This is a genomic window from Acidovorax delafieldii 2AN (assembly GCF_000175235.1).
Lineage (GTDB): Bacteria > Pseudomonadota > Gammaproteobacteria > Burkholderiales > Burkholderiaceae_C > Acidovorax > Acidovorax delafieldii_B.
Genome location: NZ_ACQT01000045.1, coordinates 1 through 21,974, shown reverse-complemented (window position 1 = coordinate 21,974; position 21,974 = coordinate 1). Strand labels below are relative to the sequence as shown.

Below are 21,974 nucleotides of genomic sequence, written 5' to 3'. Positions count from 1 at the left end.
CGCTGGCGCCCGGCGTTCGCGCCGCACGGGGTGGTCAGGGCGTTCGGGGCGTGCGCGGCCGTGCTCATGGCATCTCCTGCACGTCGCTGGCGGTGCTGCCGTCCACGTGATCGGTGCCCGACATGCCGCGCGAGGCCAGCAGCACCACCAGGAACAGGGCCGTCATGGCAAAGCCGATCACGATGGCCGTCAGCACCAGCGCCTGGGGCATGGGGTCGGCGTAATGCGCCAGGTCATGCGGCAAGCCCGGCCGGAGCACCGGCTCCTTGTTGATGGCCAGGCCCTCGCGGCCCATGCTGAAGATGAACAGGTTGACGGCGTAGGACAGCAGCGACAGCCCCATGATCACCTGGAAGGTGCGCGGGCGCAGCAGCAGCCAGACGCCCGACCCCGTGAGCACGCCGATGGCGATGACCAGAACAATTTCCATCAGGGCGTGGCCTCCAGGGGGTGGACGGCAGGCACGGGCTGCTCGGCGGCCTCTTCGGCCAGGCGTGCGTGGTAGCGGTGGCCCCGCACCGATTGGTGGGCGATGGCGGTGAGGATCAGCAGGGTGGAGCCCACCACGAGCGTGAACACGCCGATATCGAAGAACATGGCGCTGGCGATGTGAATGCCGCCGACCAGCGGCAGGTCGAAATGCAGGGTGTGGCTGGTGAGAAAGGGGTAGCCGAGCGCCACGGCCCCGAGCCCCGTGCCCAGGGCGAACAGGAGTCCGGTGCCGATCCAGCGCCGCGGGAACAGCGTGAGGTGCGCCTCCACCCACTGCGTGCCCGAGATGATGTATTGCAGCAGCAGCGCCACCGACAGCACGAGCCCTGCCACGAAGCCGCCGCCGGGCTCGTTGTGGCCTCGCATGAACAGGTAGAACGCCACCATGGCGGCAAAGGGCAGCAGCAGACGCACGAGCACGGCGGGCACCATCAGGTAGCCCACGGCGGTGTCGCTGGCGTGGCGGGGATTGAGCAGGTCGGTCTGCAGGTCGGCGGGCATGTTGCGCTGTTGCTCGGGCAGGTCCATGGTCTCGCGCGCGGGGCGAAAGCGCCTCAGCAGCGCGTACACCGTGAGCGCCACCACGCCCAGCACCACGATTTCGCCAAAGGTATCGAAGCCGCGAAAGTCCACCAGCATCACATTCACCACATTGGTGCCGCCGCCTTGGGTCAGCGCATTTTCAAGAAAGAAGGTCGATGTGCTTTCGGGAAACGGCCGGCTCATCATCGCAAAGGCCAGCCAGGCCATGCCGCCCCCGGATGCCAGGGCCAGCGCCATGTCGCGCTGGCGGCGGCGGCGTGTGCCGGCCTGCTCGGTGGACGTGGCGGTGCGCAGGGTTTCGTCGCGCTTGGGCAGCCAGCGCAGGCCCAGCAGAATGAGCACCGTGGTCACGATCTCGACCACGATCTGCGTGAGCGCGAGGTCGGGTGCCGAGAACCACAGGAAGGTGATGCAGGTGCAAAGGCCCACGCCGCCCACCAGCGTCAAGGCCGCCAGCCGGTGGTATTTGGCCTGCCATGCGGCGGCGATGGCGCAGACCGTGCCCACGCCCCATAGCAACACGAACGCGGGCGACAGGGGCAGCATGCCGCGATGGCCGAGCTGCACGCTCTGGCTCCACAACGGCATGGCGCCTGCGGCCAGTGCGGCGCAGACCAGCCACAACATCTGCCACTGCAGGCGCTGGGTGGACAGCAGGCGACGTCCGTTGCGGCCCAGCAGCGTGATCCAGGCCAGCCCGCCCTCGAAAAACCGCCGCCCCTCCAGCCGGTGGATGAGCGGCGGTGCGTCGATACCGCCAGCCGCGCGCAGCGCCCGCAGGCCCGCGTAGAGCGCGATGCCGCCCGCCATGGCCAGCAGGCTCATCATGAAGGGCGTGTTGAACCCGTGCCATACCGCGAGGCTGAAGGCGGGCAGGTCCGTGCCCACCACCGGCCGCGCCGCCGCGTCCAGAAAACGCCCCACGGACCAGGCGGGCAGCACGCCCACCACGAGGCACACCAGCACCAGCAGTTCGATGGGCACGCGCATCCAGTGCGGAGGCTCGTGCGGTGTGCGGGGCAGGTCGGTGGCCGGTGGGCCGAAGTACACGTCGACCGTGAACCGCAACGAGTAGGCCACGCTGAAGATGCCCGCCAGTGTCGCGGCAATGGGCAGTGCCACTGCCACCAGCGGCGTGGTGTTGATGAATACCGTCTCGGCGAAGAACATCTCCTTCGACAGGAAACCGTTGAGCAACGGCACGCCGGCCATGGCCGCGCTGGCAACCATGGCCAGCGTGGCGGTGACGGGCATCATCGAACGCAGGCCCGACAGGCGGCGGATGTCGCGGGTGCCGCTCTCGTGGTCCACGATGCCGGCGGCCATGAACAGCGACGCCTTGAAGGTGGCGTGGTTCATGATGTGGAAGACCGCCGCCACCGCCGCCAGCGGGCTGTTGAGGCCCAGCAGCAGCGTGATCAGGCCCAGATGCGAGATGGTCGAATAGGCGAGCAGGCCCTTGAGATCGTTCTGGAACATGGCGGCATAACCGCCCAGCAGCAGTGTGACCAGGCCCGCTCCGCCTACCAGCCAGAACCATGGCTCGGTGCCCCCCAGCACTGGCCACATGCGTGCCAGCAGAAAAACGCCCGCCTTCACCATGGTGGCGGAATGAAGATAAGCCGAAACCGGCGTGGGCGCCGCCATGGCCTGCGGCAGCCAGAAGTGGAAGGGAAACTGCGCGCTTTTGGTGAACGCGCCCAGCAGCACCAGGCAGAGCGCCACGAGGTACTGGGGGTGGCTGCGCACCTGCTGGCCGGCCGCCAGCACATGGTCGAGGTCATAGCTGCCGACGATATGGCCGATCAGCAGCATGCCCCCCAGCATGCACAGGCCGCCGGTGCCGGTCACCGTCAGCGCCATGCGGGCGCCCCGCCGTGCGTCGCGCCGGTGGTGCCAATAGCCGATCAGCAAAAACGAGAACAGGCTGGTCAGTTCCCAGAAGAAGGCCAGCTGGATGATGTTGCCTGACAGTACGACGCCCGCCATGGCGCCCATGAAAGCCAGGAAAAACGAGAAGAAGCGCGGCACCGGGTCGGCCGGCGACATGTAGTAGCGCGCATACAGCACCACCAGCGTTCCAATGCCCAGCACCAGCATGCAGAACATCCACGCAAACCCGTCCATGCGGATGACCAGGTTCAGGCCCAGCGAGGGCAACCATTGCATTTCTTCGCGCAGCACGCCGCCGCCAGCAATCTGAGGAAAGTAGAGGGCGGTCTGTACGGTGCAGAACAGCGCGATCAGGCCGGCAATGGTGGATTCGGTATTGCGGGCGTTGGACGGCAGGACCGCCGCCAGGAAGCTGCCGATGAACGGAAGAAGAATGAGGAAAATCAGGGGCATGCGCCGATAATTTTACGGGTCGGTGCGCTGCCGTCCTGCGAAAGACCATGTGGAGGCGTGCATTGGGCCGCTGTGCCGGCCCCAAAATACAAAACCCGCCGAAGCGGGTTTTGTATTTGCGTGAGGTGCTCACTTTTTGGGAGTGCTGGCAGGAGCCTTGATTGGGGCTGCTGCGGCCTTGGCGTCCTTTTCCTTTTTCTCTTTCCTGGCCTGTTTCTTGGCGGCTTTTTCCTCGTCCTTCACCTTCGTGTCAACGGCAGCCGCAGGCGCACTGTCTGCCTTGTTCTTTGTTGGTGATGCCGACTTCGTGGCAGTCGATGCCGGGGCACCCTTGAAGCCCTGGCCGTTCACCGTCAGACCTTCGGCCGAAAATTTGCTGGCATTGGTCTCCCCCACACCGCGAACCCGGGTGATGAAGTCATTCCAGTCCTTGAATGAGCCGTTCTTTCGCTCTTCGACAATTTTTCCGGAAATGCCTGGCCCGATGCCTTTGATGCCGTCCAGTTCAGCGGCAGTGGCCTTGTTCACATCGACCGCTGCAAACGAGGCGGCGGCATACAACATGGCAATGAGGATCAGTAATTTTTTCAGCATGGACGAACTCCTGGTGAATGACGCGGCGCGACGACACCGCGAGAACATCATAGCGGTGAAGCCCCAGCCTGTCCGCCGCATTTGCTGGCTCAGAGCTCTTCCACCCGGCGGGCGGGGTAGCTGTCCCAGCTCTGGCAGCCTGGACATTGCCAGAAGTGCTGGCGGGCTTCAAAGCCGCAGGCGGCGCAGCGGTAGCGGGTGAGGGGTTTGGCCGCATGGTCGAGCGCGCGCTGCACCTGGGGATGGAACTCCTCATGCTCGAGCTTCTCCGCCGCCAGCCACTTGGCGGCCGCCACGAGCGACTGCTCCTGGTCCAGGTGCTGCACATACCGCTGCCGCGCAACGGCCGGGCCTGCGGCATCGGTAGCCTCCAGCGCCACGATGCCTTCCAGCACGTCAAGCGATGCAGCCTCCGCGTAGTGCGCGTGCAGCAGGGCTTGCACTTCGCTTTTGCGGTTGGTCGCGAGCGCTGTCTCCACGAGCAAAGGGGCGGCCAGCGGCAGGGCCGCAGGGGCTTGCCGGCTCAGTGCCTTGAGCGTGTCCAGCGCGGCGTCACTGTCGCCCATGCGTTGCTGCAGCCGCGCCAGGTCGATGCGGGCGCGCGCTGCATCGGGGGCGGCGGCCAGGGCCTGGTTCAGCAGGGCCAGCGCGGCGGGGCGGTCGTCATTGGCAATGCATGCCTGCGCCTGCTCGCACAGATAGTGGGCCTGCCGGGTGCTGAAATCGCCTTGGCGGGCGTCATGCATCTTGCGGGCGATGGCAGCGGCGTGGGGCCAGTCGCGCGAGCGCTCATAGATGGCCAGCAGGGCCAGGCGTGCCTGGGCCTCGAACGGGGTGGCTTCAAGCCGCGTCAGCGCATCCTCGGCGCGGTCGAGCAGGCCGGCCTTCAGAAAGTCGAGTGCCAACGCATACTGGGCGCGTTCGCGGTCGCTGCGGCCCAGGTCGCCGCGCGAGAGCAGGTGTTCATGCACGCGCACCGCGCGGTCGTATTCACCGCGCCGGCGAAACAGATTGCCCAGTGCAAAGTGCAACTCCGAGGTGTCGGGGTCGTTCTGCACGGCTTCGATGAAGGCGTCAATGGCCTGATCCTGCTGCTCATTGAGCAGGAAGTTCAGGCCCTTGAAGTACGCTTTGGGGGCCCGGCGGTTTTCCGCGCGCAGTTGGCGCAGATCGAAGCGCGATGCCGCCCACCCGAGCACAAATGCCAAGGGCAGGCCAAGCAGGATCCAGCTGATGTCAAATTCCATGGATGGGGGGCAGTTCTGCGGGCGAGGGTGCGGGGGCCGGAGCGGGTGGGGTGGGGGTGATCGGCGCCTTCGCGGCACCATGGGCCCGACGGGCGGCGCGACGGTGCTTCCACCAGCGCGGCACCATGCCCAGTACGCCGACCACCACGCCGGCGGCGAATGCGGTCAATACCACCAGCACCAACGGCGCACGCCACTGCGTGCCGAAGAAAAAATGCACGGTGGCGTCCTGCTGGTTGTTCAGCGCGAACGCAAACAGCGTAAAAAAAATGGCCGCCTTGAGCAGCCACAGGAGGTATTTCATGGGGCTCCCCGGTGGTGGGGAGATTCTAAGAGCTTAGCGCAGGGATCCGGGTGAGGCGCGTAGTCCTATCTGATTTGCACGCTATCAGGCTCTTGCGCTGATGGGTAGTGCACCAGCAGCTATCAAACCAGTAGCGTTGTGGTCAGCTGCCCGTCTCGAGTTCGGCCGTGCGCCGGTCCACCGCTTCGCGCAGCGCTTTGCCGGGCTTGAAGTGGGGAACGCGTTTTTCCGGAATGGCGACGGCCTCGCCACTGCGTGGGTTGCGGCCCATGCGGGGAGGGCGGCGGTTGACCGAAAAGCTGCCAAAGCCGCGGATCTCGATGCGGTGTCCACGCACCAGTGCGTCCCCCACCGCGTCCAGCAGCGTCTTGACGGCAAATTCGGCATCGCGGTGCGTCAACTGGCTGAATCGGGCGGCCAGTTCTTCAACCAGGTCTGAACGGGTCATGGAGTCTTGGGGCATAGGCTGGCCGCGCACAGCGGCAGGTCTTCATGAAAAAAGAGCGGGCGCCGAGGCGCCCGCTGTCTGACCGATGAAGGAGCCTCTGCTCGATTCGCCGCGTCGTCTGCATCTGCGGACTCGGACGGCCTGTGGCGTTGCAAATGCCGGCAATAGCGATGGCTATTGCCGCGCTTTGCGCCTGGCAGGCCGTTCGATCCGCAGCGCACGCCGCTCGTCGGGCTGACGCTCCTGATGGGTCAGCGTTTTACTTTTCCGAGTTGTCCAGCTTGGCACGCAGCAGGGCGCCCAGGCTGGTCGTGCCGGCGCTTTCACGGCTCGATTGCTGGCTCAGGCTGGCCATGGCGCCTTGCTCGTCGGCCATGTCCTTTTGCTTGATCGACAGCTGGATGTTGCGGGTCTTGCGATCCACATTGACCACCACGGCCGTGACTTCGTCGCCTTCCTTCAGCACGTTGCGGGCATCTTCCACGCGGTCGCGGGAGATTTCCGAAGCGCGCAGGTAGCCCACGATGTCTTCGCCGAGGTCGATTTCAGCGCCACGGGCGTCCACGGTCTTGACCTTGCCGGTCACCGTCTGGCCCTTGTCGTTCACGGTCACGAAGGTCGTGAATGGGTCGCCGTCGAGCTGCTTGATGCCCAGCGAGATGCGTTCGCGGTCCACGTCCACGGCCAGCACGATCGCTTCCACTTCCTGGCCCTTCTTGTAGTTGCGAACAGCGGCTTCGCCGGGTTCGTTCCACGACAGGTCAGACAGGTGCACCAAGCCGTCGATGCCGGCAGCCAGGCCCACGAACACGCCGAAGTCGGTGATCGACTTGATAGGACCCTTCACGCGGTCGCCGCGCTTCGTGTCCTGTGCGAATTCTTGCCATGGGTTGGCCTTGCACTGCTTCATGCCCAGGCTGATACGGCGCTTGTCTTCGTCGATTTCCAGAACCATGACTTCGACTTCGTCGCCCAGCGAAACCAGCTTGGCGGGAGCGATGTTCTTGTTGGTCCAGTCCATTTCAGACACGTGCACCAGGCCTTCGATGCCGGGTTCGAGTTCGACGAACGCGCCGTAGTCGGCAATGTTCGTGATCTTGCCGAACAGGCGGGTGCCTTGGGGGTAGCGGCGGTTCACGCCCATCCATGGGTCGTCGCCCATTTGCTTCAGACCCAGCGAGACACGGTTCTTTTCGGTGTCGAACTTCAGGATCTTGGCAGTGATTTCCTGGCCAGCGGTCACCACTTCGGAGGGGTGACGCACGCGGCGCCATGCCATGTCGGTGATGTGCAGCAGGCCGTCGATGCCGCCCAGGTCCACGAACGCACCGTATTCGGTGATGTTCTTGACCACGCCTTGAACGATGGAGCCTTCCTTCAGGGTTTCCATCAGCTTGGCGCGCTCTTCGCCCATGGAGGCTTCCACCACAGCGCGGCGGCTCAGCACCACGTTGTTGCGCTTGCGGTCCAGCTTGATGACCTTGAATTCCATGGTCTTGTTTTCGTACGGCGTCAGATCTTTGATCGGACGCGTATCGATCAGCGAGCCGGGCAGGAATGCGCGGATGCCGTTGACCAGAACGGTCAGACCGCCCTTGACCTTGCCGCTGGTCGTACCAGTGACGAATTCGCCGGATTCCAGGGCCTTTTCCAGGCTCATCCAGGAAGCCAGACGCTTGGCGGTGTCGCGCGACAAGATGGTGTCGCCGTAGCCGTTTTCGATGGAGCCAATGGCCACCGACACGAAGTCACCCACTTGGACTTCGACTTCGCCCTTGTCGTTCTTGAACTCTTCCAACGGCACGTAGGCTTCGGACTTGAGGCCAGCGTTCACGACCACGAAATTGTGCTCAACGCGCACGACTTCAGCGGTGATGACTTCGCCTGGGCGCATTTCCGTGCGCTGCAAGGATTCTTCAAAAAGGGCGGCAAAAGATTCGGACATGTGTTTCCTTGCCACAAACAGGATTCCGGTAGCACCATTGCTACCGTTTCTATAGCTGCTTGCGGTGGTTTTTTGCGGCGGAGCCGCGGGTTAGGTTATCGATCCACACAACCTGTGCGCTGGCGCGCGATGGGGGCTGCATGGGCCTGTGGCAAGGCCTTTCGGCACTGCCTGGAGCCCGAGGGCTCCACGTTGTCAGCGCTGCGCAGAAGCTGCGAAGGGCTGGCGCTCCTGCCACCAGGTCAAGACCTTTTCGACGGCTTGTTCAATCGTCAAATCGGAGTTGTCCAGGACCAGAGCATCCTGCGCGGGTTTGAGAGGGGCCACGCTGCGGGAGGTGTCCCGGGCGTCACGTGCTTCCAAATCCGCGCGAAGGTCATCGATATTAGCCGGAAAACCTTTTGAAATCAACTGTTTATAGCGCCGCTCCGCACGGCAGGCGGCGTTGGCGGTCAAGAACACCTTCAGGGGAGCGCCCGGGAAGATCACCGTGCCCATGTCACGGCCGTCGGCCACCAGCCCTGGCAGGCGCTGGAAGCTGTGTTGCAGGTCCACCAGTGCCGTGCGCACGGCAGGCAGGGCGGACACGCGGGACGCGTTCATACCGGCTTCTTCGGTGCGGATGGCCTCGGTCACGTCGTCGCTGCCCAGCCACACCTTGCCGCCCTCAAACCGCACCGGCAGCGTCTGGGCCAGGGTGGCGATACGGGCTTCGTGATCCGCATCGATGGCGAAACCCGCCCGCAGCGCGGCGAGGGCGGTGATGCGGTACATCGCGCCGGAATCCAAAAAGCGATAGCCCAGCCGCTGCGCCACCGCAGCCGCCACCGTGCCCTTACCCGAGGCCGTGGGGCCGTCAATGCAGATCACCGGGATGTGGGAGGTTTCGACCTGGGCGACCGAGAACAGCGCCTCGAAGTAGTCCGGGAAGGTCTTGGCCACGCACTTGGGGTCTTCGATGCGCACAGGCAGACGCGCCGGGTTGAAGGCAGCCAGCGAGAAACACATGGCCACGCGGTGGTCGTCATAGGTGTGGATGCTGGCGGCTTTCCAGTCCGCCACATTGGCTGGGGGGGTGACGCGGATGTAGTCTGCGCCTTCCTCGGCCGTGGCGCCGAGCTTGCGCAGCTCGGTGGCCATGGCGGCAATCCGGTCGGTCTCCTTCACGCGCCAGCTGGCGATGTTGCGCAGCGTGGTGGTGCCCTCGGCATACAGCGCCATCACGGCCAGCGTCATGGCGGCATCGGGAATGTGGTTGCAATCGAGATCAATGGCCTTCAGCGGCCAGGCGCCACGCTCGACCTGCAGCCAGTTGGGCCCGCCCGTCACCACGGCGCCCATGGCGCGGGCCGCCTCGACAAACCGGATGTCCCCCTGGATCGAATCAAGGCCCACGCCCTGAATTTTGATGCCTTTTTGGCCTGTAGCGCTTGTCGTTAAAGCACCAAGTGCTATGAAATAGCTAGCGGATGAAGCGTCTGACTCAACGTGGACGCTGCCGGGCGATTGGTAGCGGCTGCCCGCGACAATCGTGAAGCGCTGCCAGTTCTGGTGTTCGACCACGATGCCGAAGCGTTCGAGAAGCTGCAGCGTGATCGCGATGTAGGGCCTGGAGATGAGTTCACCCACCACCTCGACGGCGATGCTTTGCGTGCCAGCCGCCAGCGGCAGCGCCATGAGCAGGGCGGTCAGGAACTGGCTGGATACATCCCCGCGCACGCGGATGGGCTCCGTCAGCGCCAGGGACGGCACGCCCTGGACATGCGCAATGCGCAGGGGCGGGTAGCCGTCGTTGCCAAGGTAGTCGATCAGGCAGCCCAGCTGTCGCAGGGCCTGAACCAGGTCGCCGATGGGGCGTTCGTGCATGCGGGGCACGCCCGACAGTTCAAATTCGCCACCCAACAGGGCCAGTGCGGCTGTGAGGGGGCGCATGGCGGTGCCGGCGTTGCCCATGAAGAGCTTGGCCGGCGACCGGGGCGCGTGGCCTCCCAGGCCGGTGATGCGTACTGTGCTGCCCGCTTCGTCCACCGTGCAACCGATCTGGCGCAGCGCATCCAGCATGACGCGGGTGTCGTCCGAGGCCAGCAGGTCGTGCACGACTGTGGTGCCCTCGCTGAGTGCGGCCAGCAACAGCACGCGGTTGGAAATGCTCTTGGAGCCAGGCAGGTCTACCGTGCCCGCGGCGCCGTCGAGCGCAGGCAGATCAAGAAAGGCGGTATGGAACATCTATCGGTTCTTGGACGAGCGCTGAGCGCCCATGCGCCAGTGGGCGCGGGTCTCGCTGGCCAGGGTGAGCATGTCTTCGAGGCGTTGCGCGTCGCCTTTTTCCATCGCCTGCTCGAAGGTGCGCAGGGTTTGCTGGAACAGGCGCGACTGGACCAGCAGCTCTTCCCGGTTGGACAGCAGGATGTCGCGCCACATCTTGGGATCGCTGGCGGCGATGCGGGTGAAATCACGGAATCCGGGGCCCGCCAACGACAGGAAATCGTCCCCCGTGGACTGCCCGGTGATGCTGTTCATCATGGCAAACGCCAGCAGGTGCGGCAGATGGCTCACGGCCGCAAAGGCGGCGTCGTGCGATTCGGGCGACATGCTGGTCACGCGGCAGCCGAGGGCGGTCCAGACGTTTTCTGCCCGTTGCAACTGGGCCGTGAGGGTGCGCTCGATGGGCGTGAGGATGACCTGGCGGCCGCTGTAAAGCTCGGCTTCGGCGTGCTCGACGCCGGACACCTCTCGGCCTGTGATGGGGTGCGCCGGCACGAACGATCCGACCTGGTCGCGCAGCGAGCGCCGGGCCGCCTGCACGACGTCGGCCTTGGTCGAGCCCACGTCCATGATCAGCATCTGCGGGGTGACAAGGTGCTTGATGGCTTTGAGCGTGGCTTCGGTGGCGGCAACGGGCACAGCCAGCAACACGATGTCGGCGCCAGCCACGGCCAGCAAGGCCGAGGGGGCTTCGACGTCGATCACCCCCAGTTGGCGGGCGCGGTCGGTGGTGGAAGGCGATTTGCTGTAGCCAACCACGCGTTTGACGAGGCCTGCCTTCTTCATCGCAAGCGCGAAGGAGCCTCCCATGAGGCCGCAACCGATCAGTCCGAGTTGTTCAAACATACCGGCTCCTCACGCTGAGACCGGGTAGGTGCCCAGCAGCTTGTAGAAGGCGCACAGGGCGCGCAGTTCTTCGAGGGCCTTGGCCACGTGCGGCTGCGCGGGGTGCCCGTCCAGGTCGATGTAGAAGTAGTACTCCCACTGGCCGGTGCGCGCAGGGCGCGATTCGAAGCGCGTCATGGAGACCCCGTTGGTCTTGAGCGGCACCAACAGGTCGTGCACCGCTCCGGGGCGGTTGGGGACCGACACGATGAGGCTGGTGCAGTCCTTGCCCGAAGGCGGTGGTGTCTGCAGCGTGTGCGGCAGGCAGATGATGGCGAACCGTGTGCGGTTGTAGGCGTCGTCCTGGATCGCATGGGCGACGATGTGCAGGCCGAATTGCTGGGCCGCGCGTTCGCTGGACAGAGCCGCCCAGGCAGGGTTGGTGGCTGCCAGGCGCGCGCCCTCGGCGTTGCTGGACACGGGCCGGCGTTCGGCGTGGGGCAGGTGCTTGGTCAGCCACGCCTGGCACTGTGCGAGGGCCTGGGGATGGGCCAGCACGGCCTCGATGCCGTCCAGCGAATTGGTCTGGCGCAGCAGGTTGTGGCGGATCAGCAGGCTGACTTCGCCCACCACGTGGGTGGGCGTGTGCAGGAACATGTCCAGCGAGCGCGTGACCACGCCCTCGGTGGAGTTTTCCACACCGACCACACCGTATTGGGCGCTGCCCGCCGCCGTGGCATGGAACACCTCGTCGAAGCTGGCGCAGTACATGAGGTCGGCGGCACCGCCGAAATACTCGATGGCCGCCTGCTCGCAGAAGGTGCCCTCGGGGCCGAGCACCGCCACGCGCTGGGGCGATTCGAGTGCCAGGCAGGCCGACATGATTTCGCGCCAGATGGCAGCCACGTGGGCGCCCTTGAGCGGCCCGGGATTGGCGTGGGTGATCTTTTCAATGACCTGCGCCACACGGTCGGGACGGAAAAAGGGCGTGCCTTCGCGCTTCTTGACTTCGCCCACCCGCTCTGCCACCAGCGCACGCTGGTTCAGCAGCGTGAGCAGTTGCTGGTCAATGTTGTCGATCTGTACGCGCAGGCTGGCGAGGTCGGGTGAGGCTTGCGGAGTGTTCATGAATGGCAGGGGCGTTCGCGGAGCATGCGGCTGACGGGGATCAAGCGTTTTTTTGTTCAAATTCTCGCATGTAGTCCACCAGCGCCTGCACGCCAGCCAGTGGCATGGCGTTGTAGAGGCTGGCGCGCATGCCGCCCACCGACTTGTGGCCCTTGAGCTGCAGCAGGCCGCGCTCCTTGGCGCCGGCCAGGAAGGCATCGTTGCGGCTTTCGTCGCGCAGGAAGAAAGGCACGTTCATGCGCGAACGGCAGTTGGCCGCCACTTTGTTCACATAGAACTGCGACTGGTCGATGGCGTCGTACAGCAGGCGGGCCTTGGCGATGTTGCGCTGCTCCATGGCGGCAATGCCGCTGTGGCCGCCCTCGCGCTGGCGCTTGAGCCACTGGAAGGTCAGGCCGGCCACGTAGATACCCCAGGTGGGAGGGGTGTTGTACATGGAGTGGTTGTCGGCCACCGTCTTGTAGTCAAAGGCGCTGGGGCAGGCGGGCAGGGCGTGGCCCAGCAGATCCTCGCGCACGATCACCAGGGTGAGGCCGGCGGGCCCCAGGTTCTTCTGAGCGCCCCCGAAAGCCAGCCCAACGCGCGACCAGTCCACCGGGCGCGAGGCCACATGGGACGAGAAGTCAATCACCAGCGGCGCATCGCAGCCCAGCCCGCGAAGGTCGGGCAATTCCTGGAATTCAACGCCGTTGATCGTTTCGTTGCTGCAGATGTGCAGATAGCTCGCGCCGCGGCTGGGTGTCCAGGCGGCCGGATCGGGCAGGGTGGTAAAGCCATTGGCCTCACCCGACGCGATCACGTTGACCTCGGCTGCGTACTTGCGCGCCTCCTTTTGCGACTTCTGGCTCCAGCTGCCGGTCACCACGAAATCCACCACGCCGGCGCGCGAGAGGTTGAGCGGGACGATGGCGTTTTCGGCCAGGCCCCCGCCCTGCATGAACAGGATTTTGAACTGCGAGGGCACCGACAGCAGTTCCCGCAGATCGGCTTCGGCCTGCTCGTAGATGGAGATGAACTCTTTGCCCCGGTGGCTCATCTCCATCACCCCCATGCCGCTGCCGTGCCAGTCCAGCATCTCGGCGGCGGCTTGTTCGAGGACTTCGGCGGGAATGGCGGCCGGGCCGGCGGAGAAGTTGTAAGGGCGTGTCATCGTTTTTAACCAAAAAGGCCGCTTGCGCACGAATGGTGTGCACAAGCAGCTCTATTTTTTATAGCGTATGGCGCGGCGTGAAGGATGGCGCCATGGTCGGAGGATCAGGCTTCAGGTGCATCCGGCTGGGCGTTGTCGGGCGCCGACTCATCGCTGCCAGCCTCCACGTCGCCCACATGGGCGTCGTTTTCGACAATGCGCTGCAGGCCGCTGAGCTTGGAGCCTTCGTCGAGGGCTATCAGTGTCACGCCCTGCGTGGCACGGCCCAGCTCGCGGATCTCGCTCACGCGGGTGCGCACGAGTACGCCTTTGTCGGTGATCAGCATGATCTCGTCATCGGCATGCACCAGCGTGGCGGCGACGACCTTGCCGTTGCGCTCGCTCTGCTGGATGGCGATCATGCCCTTGGTGCCGCGGCCGTGTCGGGTGTATTCGACGATGCTGGTGCGCTTGCCGTAGCCGTTTTCGGTGGCGGTGAGCACGCTTTGTGTTTCGTCTTCGGCGACCAGCATGGCGATCACGCTTTGGCCATCCTCGAGCATCATGCCGCGCACACCACGGGCTGCACGGCCCAGCGGGCGCACGTCGTTTTCGTCGAAGCGCACGGCCTTGCCGCCGTCGCTGAACAGCATCACGTCGTGCTTGCCGTCGGTCAGTGCCGCGCCGATGAGGTAGTCGCCATCATCGAGGTTCACGGCGATGATGCCGCCCTTGCGCGGGTTGCTGAACTCATCCAGCGCGGTCTTCTTCACGGTGCCCATGCTTGTGCCCATGAAAACGAAGCGGTCAGCCGGGAAGCTGCGCATGTCGCCGGTGAGCGGCAGCACCACGTTGATCTTCTCGCCGTCCTGCAGCGGGAACATGTTGACGATGGGGCGGCCACGCGAGCCGCGCGAGCCGGCGGGCACTTCCCACACCTTGAGCCAGTACAGGCGGCCCCGGTTGGAGAAGCACAGGATGTAGTCGTGCGTATTGGCGATGAAAAGCTGGTCGATCCAGTCGTCTTCCTTGGTCGCCGTGGCCTGCTTGCCGCGACCACCACGCTTCTGGGCGCGGTATTCGCTCAAAGGCTGGCTCTTGATGTAGCCGGTGTGCGAGAGCGTGACCACCATGTCGGTGGGGGTGATCAGGTCTTCGGTGGAGAGGTCTTGCGCGCTGTACTCGATGATGCTGCGGCGAGCACCCAGCTTGTGCTGGCCGAACTCCTGCTTGATGGAGGTGAGCTCTTCGCCAATGATGGTCGAGACGCGCTCTGGCTTGGCCAGGATGTCCAGCAGGTCTTCGATGACCGCCATGACTTCCTTGTACTCGGCCACGATCTTGTCCTGCTCCAGGCCCGTCAGGCGCTGCAGGCGCATCTGCAGGATTTCCTGCGCTTGCGTTTCGGACAGACGGTAGAGGCCGTCCTGGCCCATGCCGAATTCACGCTCCAGCCCTTCTGGGCGGTAGTCGTCGGCGTTGACCACGCCGCCATCGGCACGCGTGCGGGTGAGCATCTCGCGCACGAGCTTGCTGTCCCACGAGCGGGTCATCAGCTCGGCCTTGGCCACGGGCGGCGTGGGTGCGTTGCGGATGATGGCAATGAAATCGTCGATGTTGGCCAGCGCCACGGCCAGGCCTTCGAGCACATGGCCGCGGTCACGCGCCTTGCGCAACTCGAACACCGTGCGGCGCGTCACCACTTCGCGGCGGTGCTGCAGGAAGACGACGATCAGGTCCTTCAGGTTGCACAGGCGGGGCTGGCCATCGATCAGCGCCACCATGTTCATGCCGAACGTGTCCTGCAGCTGCGTCTGCTTGTACAGGTTGTTGAGCACCACCTCGGGCACTTCGCCGCGCTTGAGTTCGATCACCAGGCGCATGCCCGACTTGTCGGACTCGTCCTGGATGTGGCTGATGCCCTCGATTTTTTTCTCATGTACCAGCTCGGCCATGCGCTCCTGCAGCGTCTTCTTGTTGACCTGGTAGGGCAGCTCGTCCACGATGATCGCCTGGCGCTGGCCCCGGTCGATGTCCTCGAAGTGGCACTTGGCACGCATCACGACTTTGCCGCGACCCGTGCGGTAACCATCTTTCACGCCATTGATGCCGTAGATGATGCCGGCCGTGGGGAAGTCAGGGGCCGGGATGATCTCCATCAACTCATCAATGGAGGTTTCGGGGTTGCGCAGCATGTGCAGGCAGGCATCCACCACCTCGTTGAGGTTGTGCGGCGGAATGTTGGTGGCCATGCCTACCGCAATACCCGCTGATCCATTCACCAGCAAATTGGGCAGCTTGCTGGGCAGTACCAGTGGTTCTTTCTCGCTGCCGTCGTAGTTGGGACCGAAATCGACAGTTTCCTTGTCGATGTCACCGAGCATTTCGTGCGCAATCTTTGCCAAGCGGATTTCGGTGTACCGCATGGCCGCCGCGTTGTCACCGTCCACCGAGCCAAAATTGCCTTGCCCGTCGACCAGCATGTGCCGCAGGGAAAAGTCCTGCGCCATCCGCACGATGGTGTCGTACACCGCTGAATCGCCGTGGGGGTGGTACTTACCAATCACATCGCCCACGATACGGGCCGACTTCTTGTAAGGCCGGTTCCAGTCGTTGTTGAGTTCGTGCATCGCAAACAGCACACGGCGGTGCACCGGCTTTAAGCCATCGCGGGCGTCGGGCAGTGCCCGACCCACGATCACGCTCATCGCGTAATCGAGATAACTGCGCCGCATCTCCTCTTCGAGGCTGATGGGCAAGGTTTCTTTGGCAAACTGGGTCATTGGGGGCGGCGGTGACGGCAAAGGGGAGTCATTTTAGGGGTAAGAGCTTGTAGCGGCTTAGCAACATATCGCGGCAATTGCGCTTTTGTCCTACGGAACCATGCCCGACCCCCCATCACTTACCCTGTTACGTATGGCACAATCGCCTGAACGTTCTTGGTGATGGTCACCGATGACGTCCTGATTCGCAGCGCGGCTGCGGCTTTTTCCCCAAGAGGAGAACCATGAAGAAACTGAACAAAGTGGCGATGTTGTTTGCCTCCGCAGCGCTTGCAACCGCCGCTGGCGCACAAACCATTGACAACTGGAAGAATGGCTCCGGCGAGCTGGTCTGGAAAAACGGCACCAACGAATACTGCTGGCGCGATGCCAACTGGACGCCTGCCACCGCCGCTGCTGAGTGCGACGGCGCCCTGGCTGCTGCTGCCGCACCCGCTGCTGCTCCTGCTGCTGCTCCTGCTGCTGCTGCTCCTGCCGCTACGCCTGCTCCTGCTCCCGCAGTGGCCCAGAAGGTGACCTACGCAGCCGACGCTTTCTTCGACTTCGACAAGTCCGTTCTGAAGCCCGAAGGCAAGGCCAAGCTGGATGACCTGGTCTCCAAGGTGAAGGACATCAACCTGGAAGTGATCATCGCCGTGGGTCACACCGACTCCGTGGGTACCGATGCTTACAACCAAAAGCTGTCCGTCCGCCGTTCGGAAGCCGTGAAGGCTTATTTGGTGTCCAAGGGCATCGAAAAGAACCGCGTGTACACCGAAGGCAAGGGCGAAAAGCAACCTGTCGCGGATAACAAGACCAAGGAAGGTCGCGCCAAGAACCGTCGCGTCGAGATCGAAGTGGTCGGTACCCGCGCTTCCAAGTAATCTTCGGATTGCGTCAAAAAAGGCCCCGATTTCGGGGCCTTTTTTTATGTCTCGGCATTGGCCGGTGGTGGCATTGATGGACAATGCCCTCCATGAGTGAACCAGTGAACGCCGATCCCGCAGAGCTTGCAAAATTTTCCGAGCTGGCCCACCGGTGGTGGGACCCGGAAAGTGAGTTCCGCCCCTTACATCAAATTAACCCGTTGCGCCTCGATTGGATCAACAGCCTGGCCGGCCTGCCGGGCAAGCGGGTGTTGGACGTCGGGTGCGGCGGAGGCATCTTGTCGGATTCGATGGCGCGCAAGGGCGCACACGTCATGGGGATCGACCTGTCCACCAAGGCATTGCGCGTGGCCAGTCTGCACGCCCTGGAGACTGAAACGCCCAACCTGCAGTTCCGGGAGGTGAGCGTCGAGGCGCTGGCAGATGAGCAGGCGGCCAGTTTCGATGTAGTCACTTGCATGGAAATGCTTGAGCACGTTCCAGACCCGACTTCTGTCGTCCGAGCGTGCGCGCGATTGGTCAAGCCCGGTGGCTGGGTTTTCTTCTCAACCATCAACCGCAATGCCAAGGCATTTGCGCTGGCCATCGTTGGTGCCGAGTACGTGCTCAACATGCTGCCTCGTGGCACCCATGAATACGCTAAATTCATTCGCCCCAGCGAGCTTGCGGCCAGTTGCCGCTCTGTCGGCCTTGAGGTGAGCCGTACGCGTGGCCTTGAATACAACCCCCTAACGCGCCGCTACTGGCTGAGTGACGACACCAGTGTCAACTACCTTGTCGCCACGCGGCGTGAGGGCTGAGACGCCGCATGTTTCACGACGTTCGCGCCGTGCTGTTCGATCTGGACGGCACCTTGATCGATAGTGCTCCCGACCTTGGCTTGGCCGCAGACAAAATGCGCACCGACAGGGGAATGCCCTCGCTGCCGCTAGACCGTTATCGCCCCATGGCGGGCGCGGGAGCGCGGGGCATGCTCGCGGAGGCGTTTGGTTTGACGCCCCAGCACCCCGATTTCGAAGTTCTGCGCGAGGAATTCTTCAGTAACTACGAGCAGCGGATGACCTGTCTGACGACAGTGTTCGATGGAGTCGCGTCCCTGATTGGGCAACTTCTTGAGAACAAACTCAATTGGGGCGTGGTCACCAACAAATCCTCCCGCTTTGCGGTGCCGCTGACTCAGACCATGCCCTTGTTTGCTACCGCCCGCACAGTCGTTTGCGGAGACACCACCCCCCATGCCAAGCCACACCCGGCTCCTTTGCTGGAGGCTGCACACCGCCTGGGGGTGGAGCCCGGTCATTGCATCTATGTAGGCGACGACGAGCGCGACATCGTTGCTGGAATCGCCGCAGGCATGGGGACCGTTGCCGCGATTTACGGCTATCTGGGGGAAAGGGCAGATCCTCAGCAATGGGGCGCCCATGCCGTGATTAATTCGCCGCTAGAGCTCTTGAAATTGCTCAACAGGGCCTAAAATATGAGCCATGGGGCTGTCCTGGTTTCGACGTGGGTTCGGAATCGGTGTGGTGCATGTCGAGCTTGAGTCACGCTCGTAAATCTCGATTTAAAAAACTAACTGCAAACGACGAACGTTTCGCACTCGCTGCTTAATTGCCAGTGAGCCTTGCAACAGTTGGCCGATGGGCTGGGCAAGGGGGTTCTGAGCAATCAGTGCCTCCCGGCTGCAAGGATAATTACATGGGCTGGTTCTGACCCGGGTACCTTGGGTGAGGGCGAGAAAATAGGGTGCTGGCGGCCGGTGTAGCGTGCGACTGCGCGACACTGGCGGTGAGAATCAAAACAGACCGCTAAACATGTAGATCTGCCCGATAAAGGCTTGCGGACGCGGGTTCAATTCCCGCCAGCTCCACCATTACGACGTCCAAGGGCGTTCACCAACATCCGGTGAACGCCCTTTTTCTTTGGTAAATCAATGGGTTACGGTATGGAGACGTCCGGAGCGGTCTCCCGGCAGCCAGGCTGAGGCGGGGGAACAGACGGGGGAACAAAATCCGAAAAGAGTAGACTGGCGGCGCTTGTTCCCCCGTTTCGGAGGGGAAATCCTTGTGAAACCTCTGGAGGTGTTCCCCCATGTTGACTGACGCACAGTGCCGCAACGCCGTCTGTTCCCCCACATCGAAGCGGGAGCGTTTATCTGACTCGGGAGGCCTGTACCTAGAGGTCGCTCCCGGGGGATCGAGGCGCTGGTTCTGGAAGTATCGGCATGAGGGCAAGGAAGGGCGTATGGCTCTGGGCAGCTATCCCTCGGTCAGCCTGACGGCGGCTCGCAAGGCTCGTGATACCGCCAGGCTGCAGAAGTCGACGGGAATTAATCCCGTGCACGCCAGAAAGGTGGAAAGGCTGAAGGCTTCTGCCAGTGCCGGGGATACCTTCAAAGCTGTCGCTCTGGAGTGGTACGACAAACAGAAGCCTCTATGGAGTGATTCTCATGCCGAGCGCTCACTGCGCCAGTTCGAACGTGATCTCTTTCCGTGGCTAGGGGGGCGTCGCCTGGCTGAGATTGAGCCGGTGGAACTGCTGGCAACCCTGCGCAAGGTGGAAGAGCGCGGGGCTGTAGAGACGGCCGATCGTGGATTGATGTTGGCTCGCCAGGTCTGGCGTTATGGCGTCGCGACAGGCAGGGTGGGGCGGGACATCACGGGAGACCTCAAAGGTGCGTTGTCTCCGTATCGGGGCAAGCACTTTGCCGCTATTACCGAACCGGCCAAGCTGAGTGAGCTACTGCGCGCTATCCAGGCATACAAGGGCGGGCCTATCGTGCGGGCGGCACTACAGTTGGCGCCTTTGTTGTTTCAGCGTCCTGGCGAATTGCGTGGTGCAGCTTGGGCTGAAGTGGACTTGGATGCCGCCCTCTGGACGATTCCGGCTGCGCGGATGAAGCGGGGCAAGGACGGGAAGGAAAACGGGGACCCACATCTGGTGCCTCTTTCAACCCAGGCTGTGAAAGTGTTGCGGGAGCTTTATCCATTGACGGGCCACAGCGCCTTGGTGTTTCCTGGTGAGCGCAACCACAGTCGGCCTATTTCAGAGAATTCGGTGCGCACCGCACTCATCACCATGGGCTATACGCCGGAGATCCAGACATGGCACGGCTTTCGTGCCACGGCGCGAACAATGCTGGCGGAGCGATTGGATGTTGACCCGCTGGTCATCGAGGCGCAGCTGGCTCACGCCGTGAAGGATGCAAATGGGCGCGCTTACAACAGGACCCAGTATCTGGCTCATCGAACGAAGATGATGCAGCGGTGGGCAGACTATCTGGACAGACTGAGGGAAGGCAAAGTAGCAGGCAAGACGTCTTCCAAAACTCTTGGCAATGCAAATACCTGATCAGCCGTTTCGCTGGGCTTGGTCGTTGCGGTGGTTTGCCATGAATCGATGGCAGTTTCTCTCAAACTGACGCTGAGGCCCTGTCGGCAAAGAGTGTGAGCTTGGCGGTGTGAACGGCCGTTCTGCAGCGATTGCCGCTGCAGAACCGGCGTTCGGCATGGCGGCTCCAGGCTGATTGCAGCCGTTTAGAAGCATTGGCTGAATGTCAGCTTGAGTTGAAAGCGGTCATGCGGATCTGTCGTCTGAAGGTTCGCGGTTTCCTCAATCGATCATGTGCTGTACCGGGACCGAGGTGTCCACTCAGGACCCAGACCAGTCGCGCGCCTAAAAACTAGTCTGCTGCCACTGACCGCTGGAACAAAAATTTGCCGAAGCAAAGGCTACCGTGGGTTCGCTTGAGTGGCGAGATGCGTCACGCCGTTTCCTGCACCCATTTAGCAACCAATCGGTCGAGCAGTACCGGAGAGTTTCCGGAAAACAGCTTCAACCAGTGCGTTCTCTCATCGCTTGGAAGCACTCTAGAGGCGTTCAGAACGGCTCTTCTGCCCCACCCGCCAAGGTTGTAGATGGAAGCTTTATGGCTACGTACCCATGCCACGTTCTTCGTAGAAATGGCTGCGAGAGCTTGGTTGTCAATGTTTGGCCCAGAGTAGACGAGGGCGTAAAGAATAGGGCTAGCCATGTACTCCGGATACTGAGCGACATAGGCCTCGATCCAGTACCGAACCAACTGTGAGTCGAGTGCTGCCGACTGAGCAACAGCCTCCAAGTGCGGGAGAAGTTTTTGGGGCATTGGACCGAAAGTTACTTCATGCAAGTAGAGGACAACATCGTTCACTACCGGCGCAAAAAAATCGAAGTGTTGGAGAAGGTGCTCAGCGATTACATCAACAGAGTTTCGACGTGCAGTCCGGATAACGCTTCTTGCAAGCCCAAGGTCTAGGTGATCATAGTTGATGACCTTTTCGATGGCTTGTATAAGGCCCTCATCAGGTTCTGAACCTGCTTCATCTATCTCGAACTCGTCATATTCATCTGAATATGGATTGAACTCCTCTAGTTCTTCGAGCAGGTTGGATTTCGCGTCTGCATAGTGGTTGTGCAGATGCTTCGTTGAGAAAGATGGAGAATCTAGAAGCTCAGTTTTTTCTGAAGAGACGGTCAGCCGGTGGTTCTCGTAGAGATATAGAGTGAGTTTCTCAAGCACCTTCTGCAAATGTCTAGGTGAATCGGAGAACAAGCGAATGTCATCCACGTAACGAGTATGTGCGACTCCTTGAGCCCGGAGGAAAAGGTCCACATCAATTAGGACGGCCTCTGCCATGACAATGCTTGCAGCCGGGCCAACGGGGAGCCCTTGTGAGGATTTGCTATTGAGTGTTAATAGAAAGTTCTCGATTTCTGCAGCAAAAGGTTTCAGGCCAGCATTCGAGGACTCGATGGCATTGTTGAGACGATGGAGATAGATCTGGTTGTAGAAATCCGTGATATCTGTGACAAGCACATGAGAAAACTGATGAAGCAATTCTTCAGTTTTCGCCTCATAGTCGGGCCAACCAGAGCCGTCGGAGAAGAAGGTACCTTCTTTTACTTTGAAGCGGTAAGAGCAGGCAACTCGCTCACTCGCCGGAATTCTGGCTGCCTCGATTGAGGGTGCGGCTTCGTATGCCAGAGCGGTATGTTGATTTCCACGCAGAAGTGACCCACT

General features: G+C 62.5%; 17 protein-coding genes and 1 other RNA gene. 5 read left to right on the top strand and 13 right to left on the bottom strand.

The window, feature by feature from the left end; all coding sequences use genetic code 11:
- Positions 1–64: 64 nt before the first annotated feature.
- The 12 genes from ACDELDRAFT_RS08675 to gyrA all read right to left on the bottom strand — a co-directional run bounded on the left by ACDELDRAFT_RS08675 (position 65) and on the right by gyrA (position 16,049).
- Positions 65–430, bottom strand: a complete 366-nt coding sequence (locus ACDELDRAFT_RS08675; RefSeq protein WP_005795613.1) for a Na+/H+ antiporter subunit C — start codon at positions 428–430, stop codon at positions 65–67.
- Positions 430–3,381 carry a monovalent cation/H+ antiporter subunit A gene (locus ACDELDRAFT_RS08670; RefSeq protein WP_005795612.1) on the bottom strand — a complete coding sequence of 984 codons (2,952 nt, stop codon included), beginning with the start codon at positions 3,379–3,381 and terminating at the stop codon, positions 430–432. The genes ACDELDRAFT_RS08675 and ACDELDRAFT_RS08670 overlap by 1 nt, the downstream gene beginning before the upstream one ends.
- A gap of 129 nt (positions 3,382–3,510) precedes the next feature.
- Positions 3,511–3,975, bottom strand: a complete 465-nt coding sequence (locus ACDELDRAFT_RS08665; RefSeq protein WP_005795611.1) for a ComEA family DNA-binding protein — start codon at positions 3,973–3,975, stop codon at positions 3,511–3,513.
- Positions 3,976–4,064: 89 nt separating this feature from the next.
- Complete coding sequence (gene lapB / locus ACDELDRAFT_RS08660; protein ID WP_005795609.1) at positions 4,065–5,222, bottom strand: lipopolysaccharide assembly protein LapB; 1,158 nt, start codon at positions 5,220–5,222, stop codon at positions 4,065–4,067.
- Positions 5,212–5,526 (bottom strand): lipopolysaccharide assembly protein LapA domain-containing protein, encoded by a 315-nt coding sequence (locus tag ACDELDRAFT_RS08655; protein ID WP_005795607.1) that lies wholly within the window; start codon positions 5,524–5,526, stop codon positions 5,212–5,214. Before ACDELDRAFT_RS08655 ends, lapB begins: the two co-directional genes overlap by 11 nt.
- A 142-nt stretch (positions 5,527–5,668) precedes the next feature.
- Positions 5,669–5,989 carry an integration host factor subunit beta gene (locus ACDELDRAFT_RS08650; RefSeq protein ID WP_005795606.1) on the bottom strand — a complete coding sequence of 107 codons (321 nt, stop codon included), beginning with the start codon at positions 5,987–5,989 and terminating at the stop codon, positions 5,669–5,671.
- A gap of 244 nt (positions 5,990–6,233) precedes the next feature.
- Positions 6,234–7,919 (bottom strand): 30S ribosomal protein S1, encoded by a 1,686-nt coding sequence (gene rpsA, locus ACDELDRAFT_RS08645; protein ID WP_005795605.1) that lies wholly within the window; start codon positions 7,917–7,919, stop codon positions 6,234–6,236.
- Between the two features lie 195 nt (positions 7,920–8,114).
- A complete protein-coding gene (locus ACDELDRAFT_RS08640) occupies positions 8,115–10,145 on the bottom strand; it encodes a bifunctional 3-phosphoshikimate 1-carboxyvinyltransferase/cytidylate kinase (protein ID WP_005795603.1) in 2,031 nt (676 codons plus the stop codon).
- Entirely contained in the window at positions 10,146–11,030 is an 885-nt protein-coding gene (locus ACDELDRAFT_RS08635; RefSeq protein ID WP_005795601.1) for a prephenate dehydrogenase, read from the bottom strand.
- A 9-nt stretch (positions 11,031–11,039) separates the two neighbouring features.
- Entirely contained in the window at positions 11,040–12,137 is a 1,098-nt protein-coding gene (gene pheA, locus ACDELDRAFT_RS08630) for a prephenate dehydratase (protein ID WP_005795599.1), read from the bottom strand.
- A 40-nt stretch (positions 12,138–12,177) separates the two neighbouring features.
- The gene (serC, locus tag ACDELDRAFT_RS08625) at positions 12,178–13,287 is read right to left on the bottom strand and encodes a 3-phosphoserine/phosphohydroxythreonine transaminase (RefSeq protein WP_005795597.1); all 1,110 of its coding nucleotides are present in this window, start codon (positions 13,285–13,287) and stop codon (positions 12,178–12,180) included.
- Between the two features lie 104 nt (positions 13,288–13,391).
- The gene (gene gyrA / locus ACDELDRAFT_RS08620) at positions 13,392–16,049 is read right to left on the bottom strand and encodes a DNA gyrase subunit A (RefSeq protein ID WP_005795595.1); all 2,658 of its coding nucleotides are present in this window, start codon (positions 16,047–16,049) and stop codon (positions 13,392–13,394) included.
- A gap of 224 nt (positions 16,050–16,273) precedes the next feature.
- Here gyrA and ompA point away from each other — a divergent pair, with 224 nt between their 5' ends.
- The 5 genes from ompA (at position 16,274) to ACDELDRAFT_RS08600 (ending at position 20,266) form a co-directional block, all read left to right on the top strand.
- The gene (ompA, locus tag ACDELDRAFT_RS08615; protein WP_005795593.1) at positions 16,274–16,912 is read left to right on the top strand and encodes an outer membrane protein OmpA; all 639 of its coding nucleotides are present in this window, start codon (positions 16,274–16,276) and stop codon (positions 16,910–16,912) included.
- Positions 16,913–17,004: 92 nt separating this feature from the next.
- Positions 17,005–17,715 carry a bifunctional 2-polyprenyl-6-hydroxyphenol methylase/3-demethylubiquinol 3-O-methyltransferase UbiG gene (ubiG, locus tag ACDELDRAFT_RS08610; RefSeq protein ID WP_005795591.1) on the top strand — a complete coding sequence of 237 codons (711 nt, stop codon included), beginning with the start codon at positions 17,005–17,007 and terminating at the stop codon, positions 17,713–17,715.
- Positions 17,716–17,723: 8 nt separating this feature from the next.
- The gene (locus tag ACDELDRAFT_RS08605) at positions 17,724–18,389 is read left to right on the top strand and encodes an HAD family hydrolase (protein ID WP_005795590.1); all 666 of its coding nucleotides are present in this window, start codon (positions 17,724–17,726) and stop codon (positions 18,387–18,389) included.
- Between the two features lie 12 nt (positions 18,390–18,401).
- Positions 18,402–18,788, top strand: a transfer-messenger RNA (tmRNA) gene (gene ssrA, locus ACDELDRAFT_RS23990).
- 218 nt (positions 18,789–19,006) lie between these two features.
- Positions 19,007–20,266, top strand: a complete 1,260-nt coding sequence (locus ACDELDRAFT_RS08600) for a tyrosine-type recombinase/integrase (protein WP_005795588.1) — start codon at positions 19,007–19,009, stop codon at positions 20,264–20,266.
- Between the two features lie 412 nt (positions 20,267–20,678).
- On the opposite strand, the gene ACDELDRAFT_RS08595 is transcribed toward ACDELDRAFT_RS08600, so the two are convergent.
- On the bottom strand, positions 20,679–21,974 hold a 1,296-nt coding region (locus ACDELDRAFT_RS08595; RefSeq protein ID WP_005795586.1), incomplete at its 5' end, for an RNA-directed DNA polymerase.

What these genes read in the sequence shown, in the direction of transcription:
- ubiG (WP_005795591.1), top strand. Translation starts at nt 17,005, where the DNA reads ATGAGTGAACCAGTGAACGCCGATCCCGCAGAGCTTGCAAAATTTTCC.
- rpsA (WP_005795605.1), bottom strand. Translation starts at nt 7,919, where the DNA reads ATGTCCGAATCTTTTGCCGCCCTTTTTGAAGAATCCTTGCAGCGCACG.
- lapB (WP_005795609.1), bottom strand. Translation starts at nt 5,222, where the DNA reads ATGGAATTTGACATCAGCTGGATCCTGCTTGGCCTGCCCTTGGCATTT.
- pheA (WP_005795599.1), bottom strand. Translation starts at nt 12,137, where the DNA reads ATGAACACTCCGCAAGCCTCACCCGACCTCGCCAGCCTGCGCGTACAG.
- ACDELDRAFT_RS08605 (WP_005795590.1), top strand. Translation starts at nt 17,724, where the DNA reads ATGTTTCACGACGTTCGCGCCGTGCTGTTCGATCTGGACGGCACCTTG.
- ACDELDRAFT_RS08635 (WP_005795601.1), bottom strand. Translation starts at nt 11,030, where the DNA reads ATGTTTGAACAACTCGGACTGATCGGTTGCGGCCTCATGGGAGGCTCC.
- ACDELDRAFT_RS08640 (WP_005795603.1), bottom strand. Translation starts at nt 10,145, where the DNA reads ATGTTCCATACCGCCTTTCTTGATCTGCCTGCGCTCGACGGCGCCGCG.
- gyrA (WP_005795595.1), bottom strand. Translation starts at nt 16,049, where the DNA reads ATGACCCAGTTTGCCAAAGAAACCTTGCCCATCAGCCTCGAAGAGGAG.
- ACDELDRAFT_RS08670 (WP_005795612.1), bottom strand. Translation starts at nt 3,381, where the DNA reads ATGCCCCTGATTTTCCTCATTCTTCTTCCGTTCATCGGCAGCTTCCTG.
- serC (WP_005795597.1), bottom strand. Translation starts at nt 13,287, where the DNA reads ATGACACGCCCTTACAACTTCTCCGCCGGCCCGGCCGCCATTCCCGCC.
- ACDELDRAFT_RS08650 (WP_005795606.1), bottom strand. Translation starts at nt 5,989, where the DNA reads ATGCCCCAAGACTCCATGACCCGTTCAGACCTGGTTGAAGAACTGGCC.
- ACDELDRAFT_RS08675 (WP_005795613.1), bottom strand. Translation starts at nt 430, where the DNA reads ATGGAAATTGTTCTGGTCATCGCCATCGGCGTGCTCACGGGGTCGGGC.
- ACDELDRAFT_RS08655 (WP_005795607.1), bottom strand. Translation starts at nt 5,526, where the DNA reads ATGAAATACCTCCTGTGGCTGCTCAAGGCGGCCATTTTTTTTACGCTG.
- ACDELDRAFT_RS08665 (WP_005795611.1), bottom strand. Translation starts at nt 3,975, where the DNA reads ATGCTGAAAAAATTACTGATCCTCATTGCCATGTTGTATGCCGCCGCC.
- ACDELDRAFT_RS08600 (WP_005795588.1), top strand. Translation starts at nt 19,007, where the DNA reads ATGTTGACTGACGCACAGTGCCGCAACGCCGTCTGTTCCCCCACATCG.
- ompA (WP_005795593.1), top strand. Translation starts at nt 16,274, where the DNA reads ATGAAGAAACTGAACAAAGTGGCGATGTTGTTTGCCTCCGCAGCGCTT.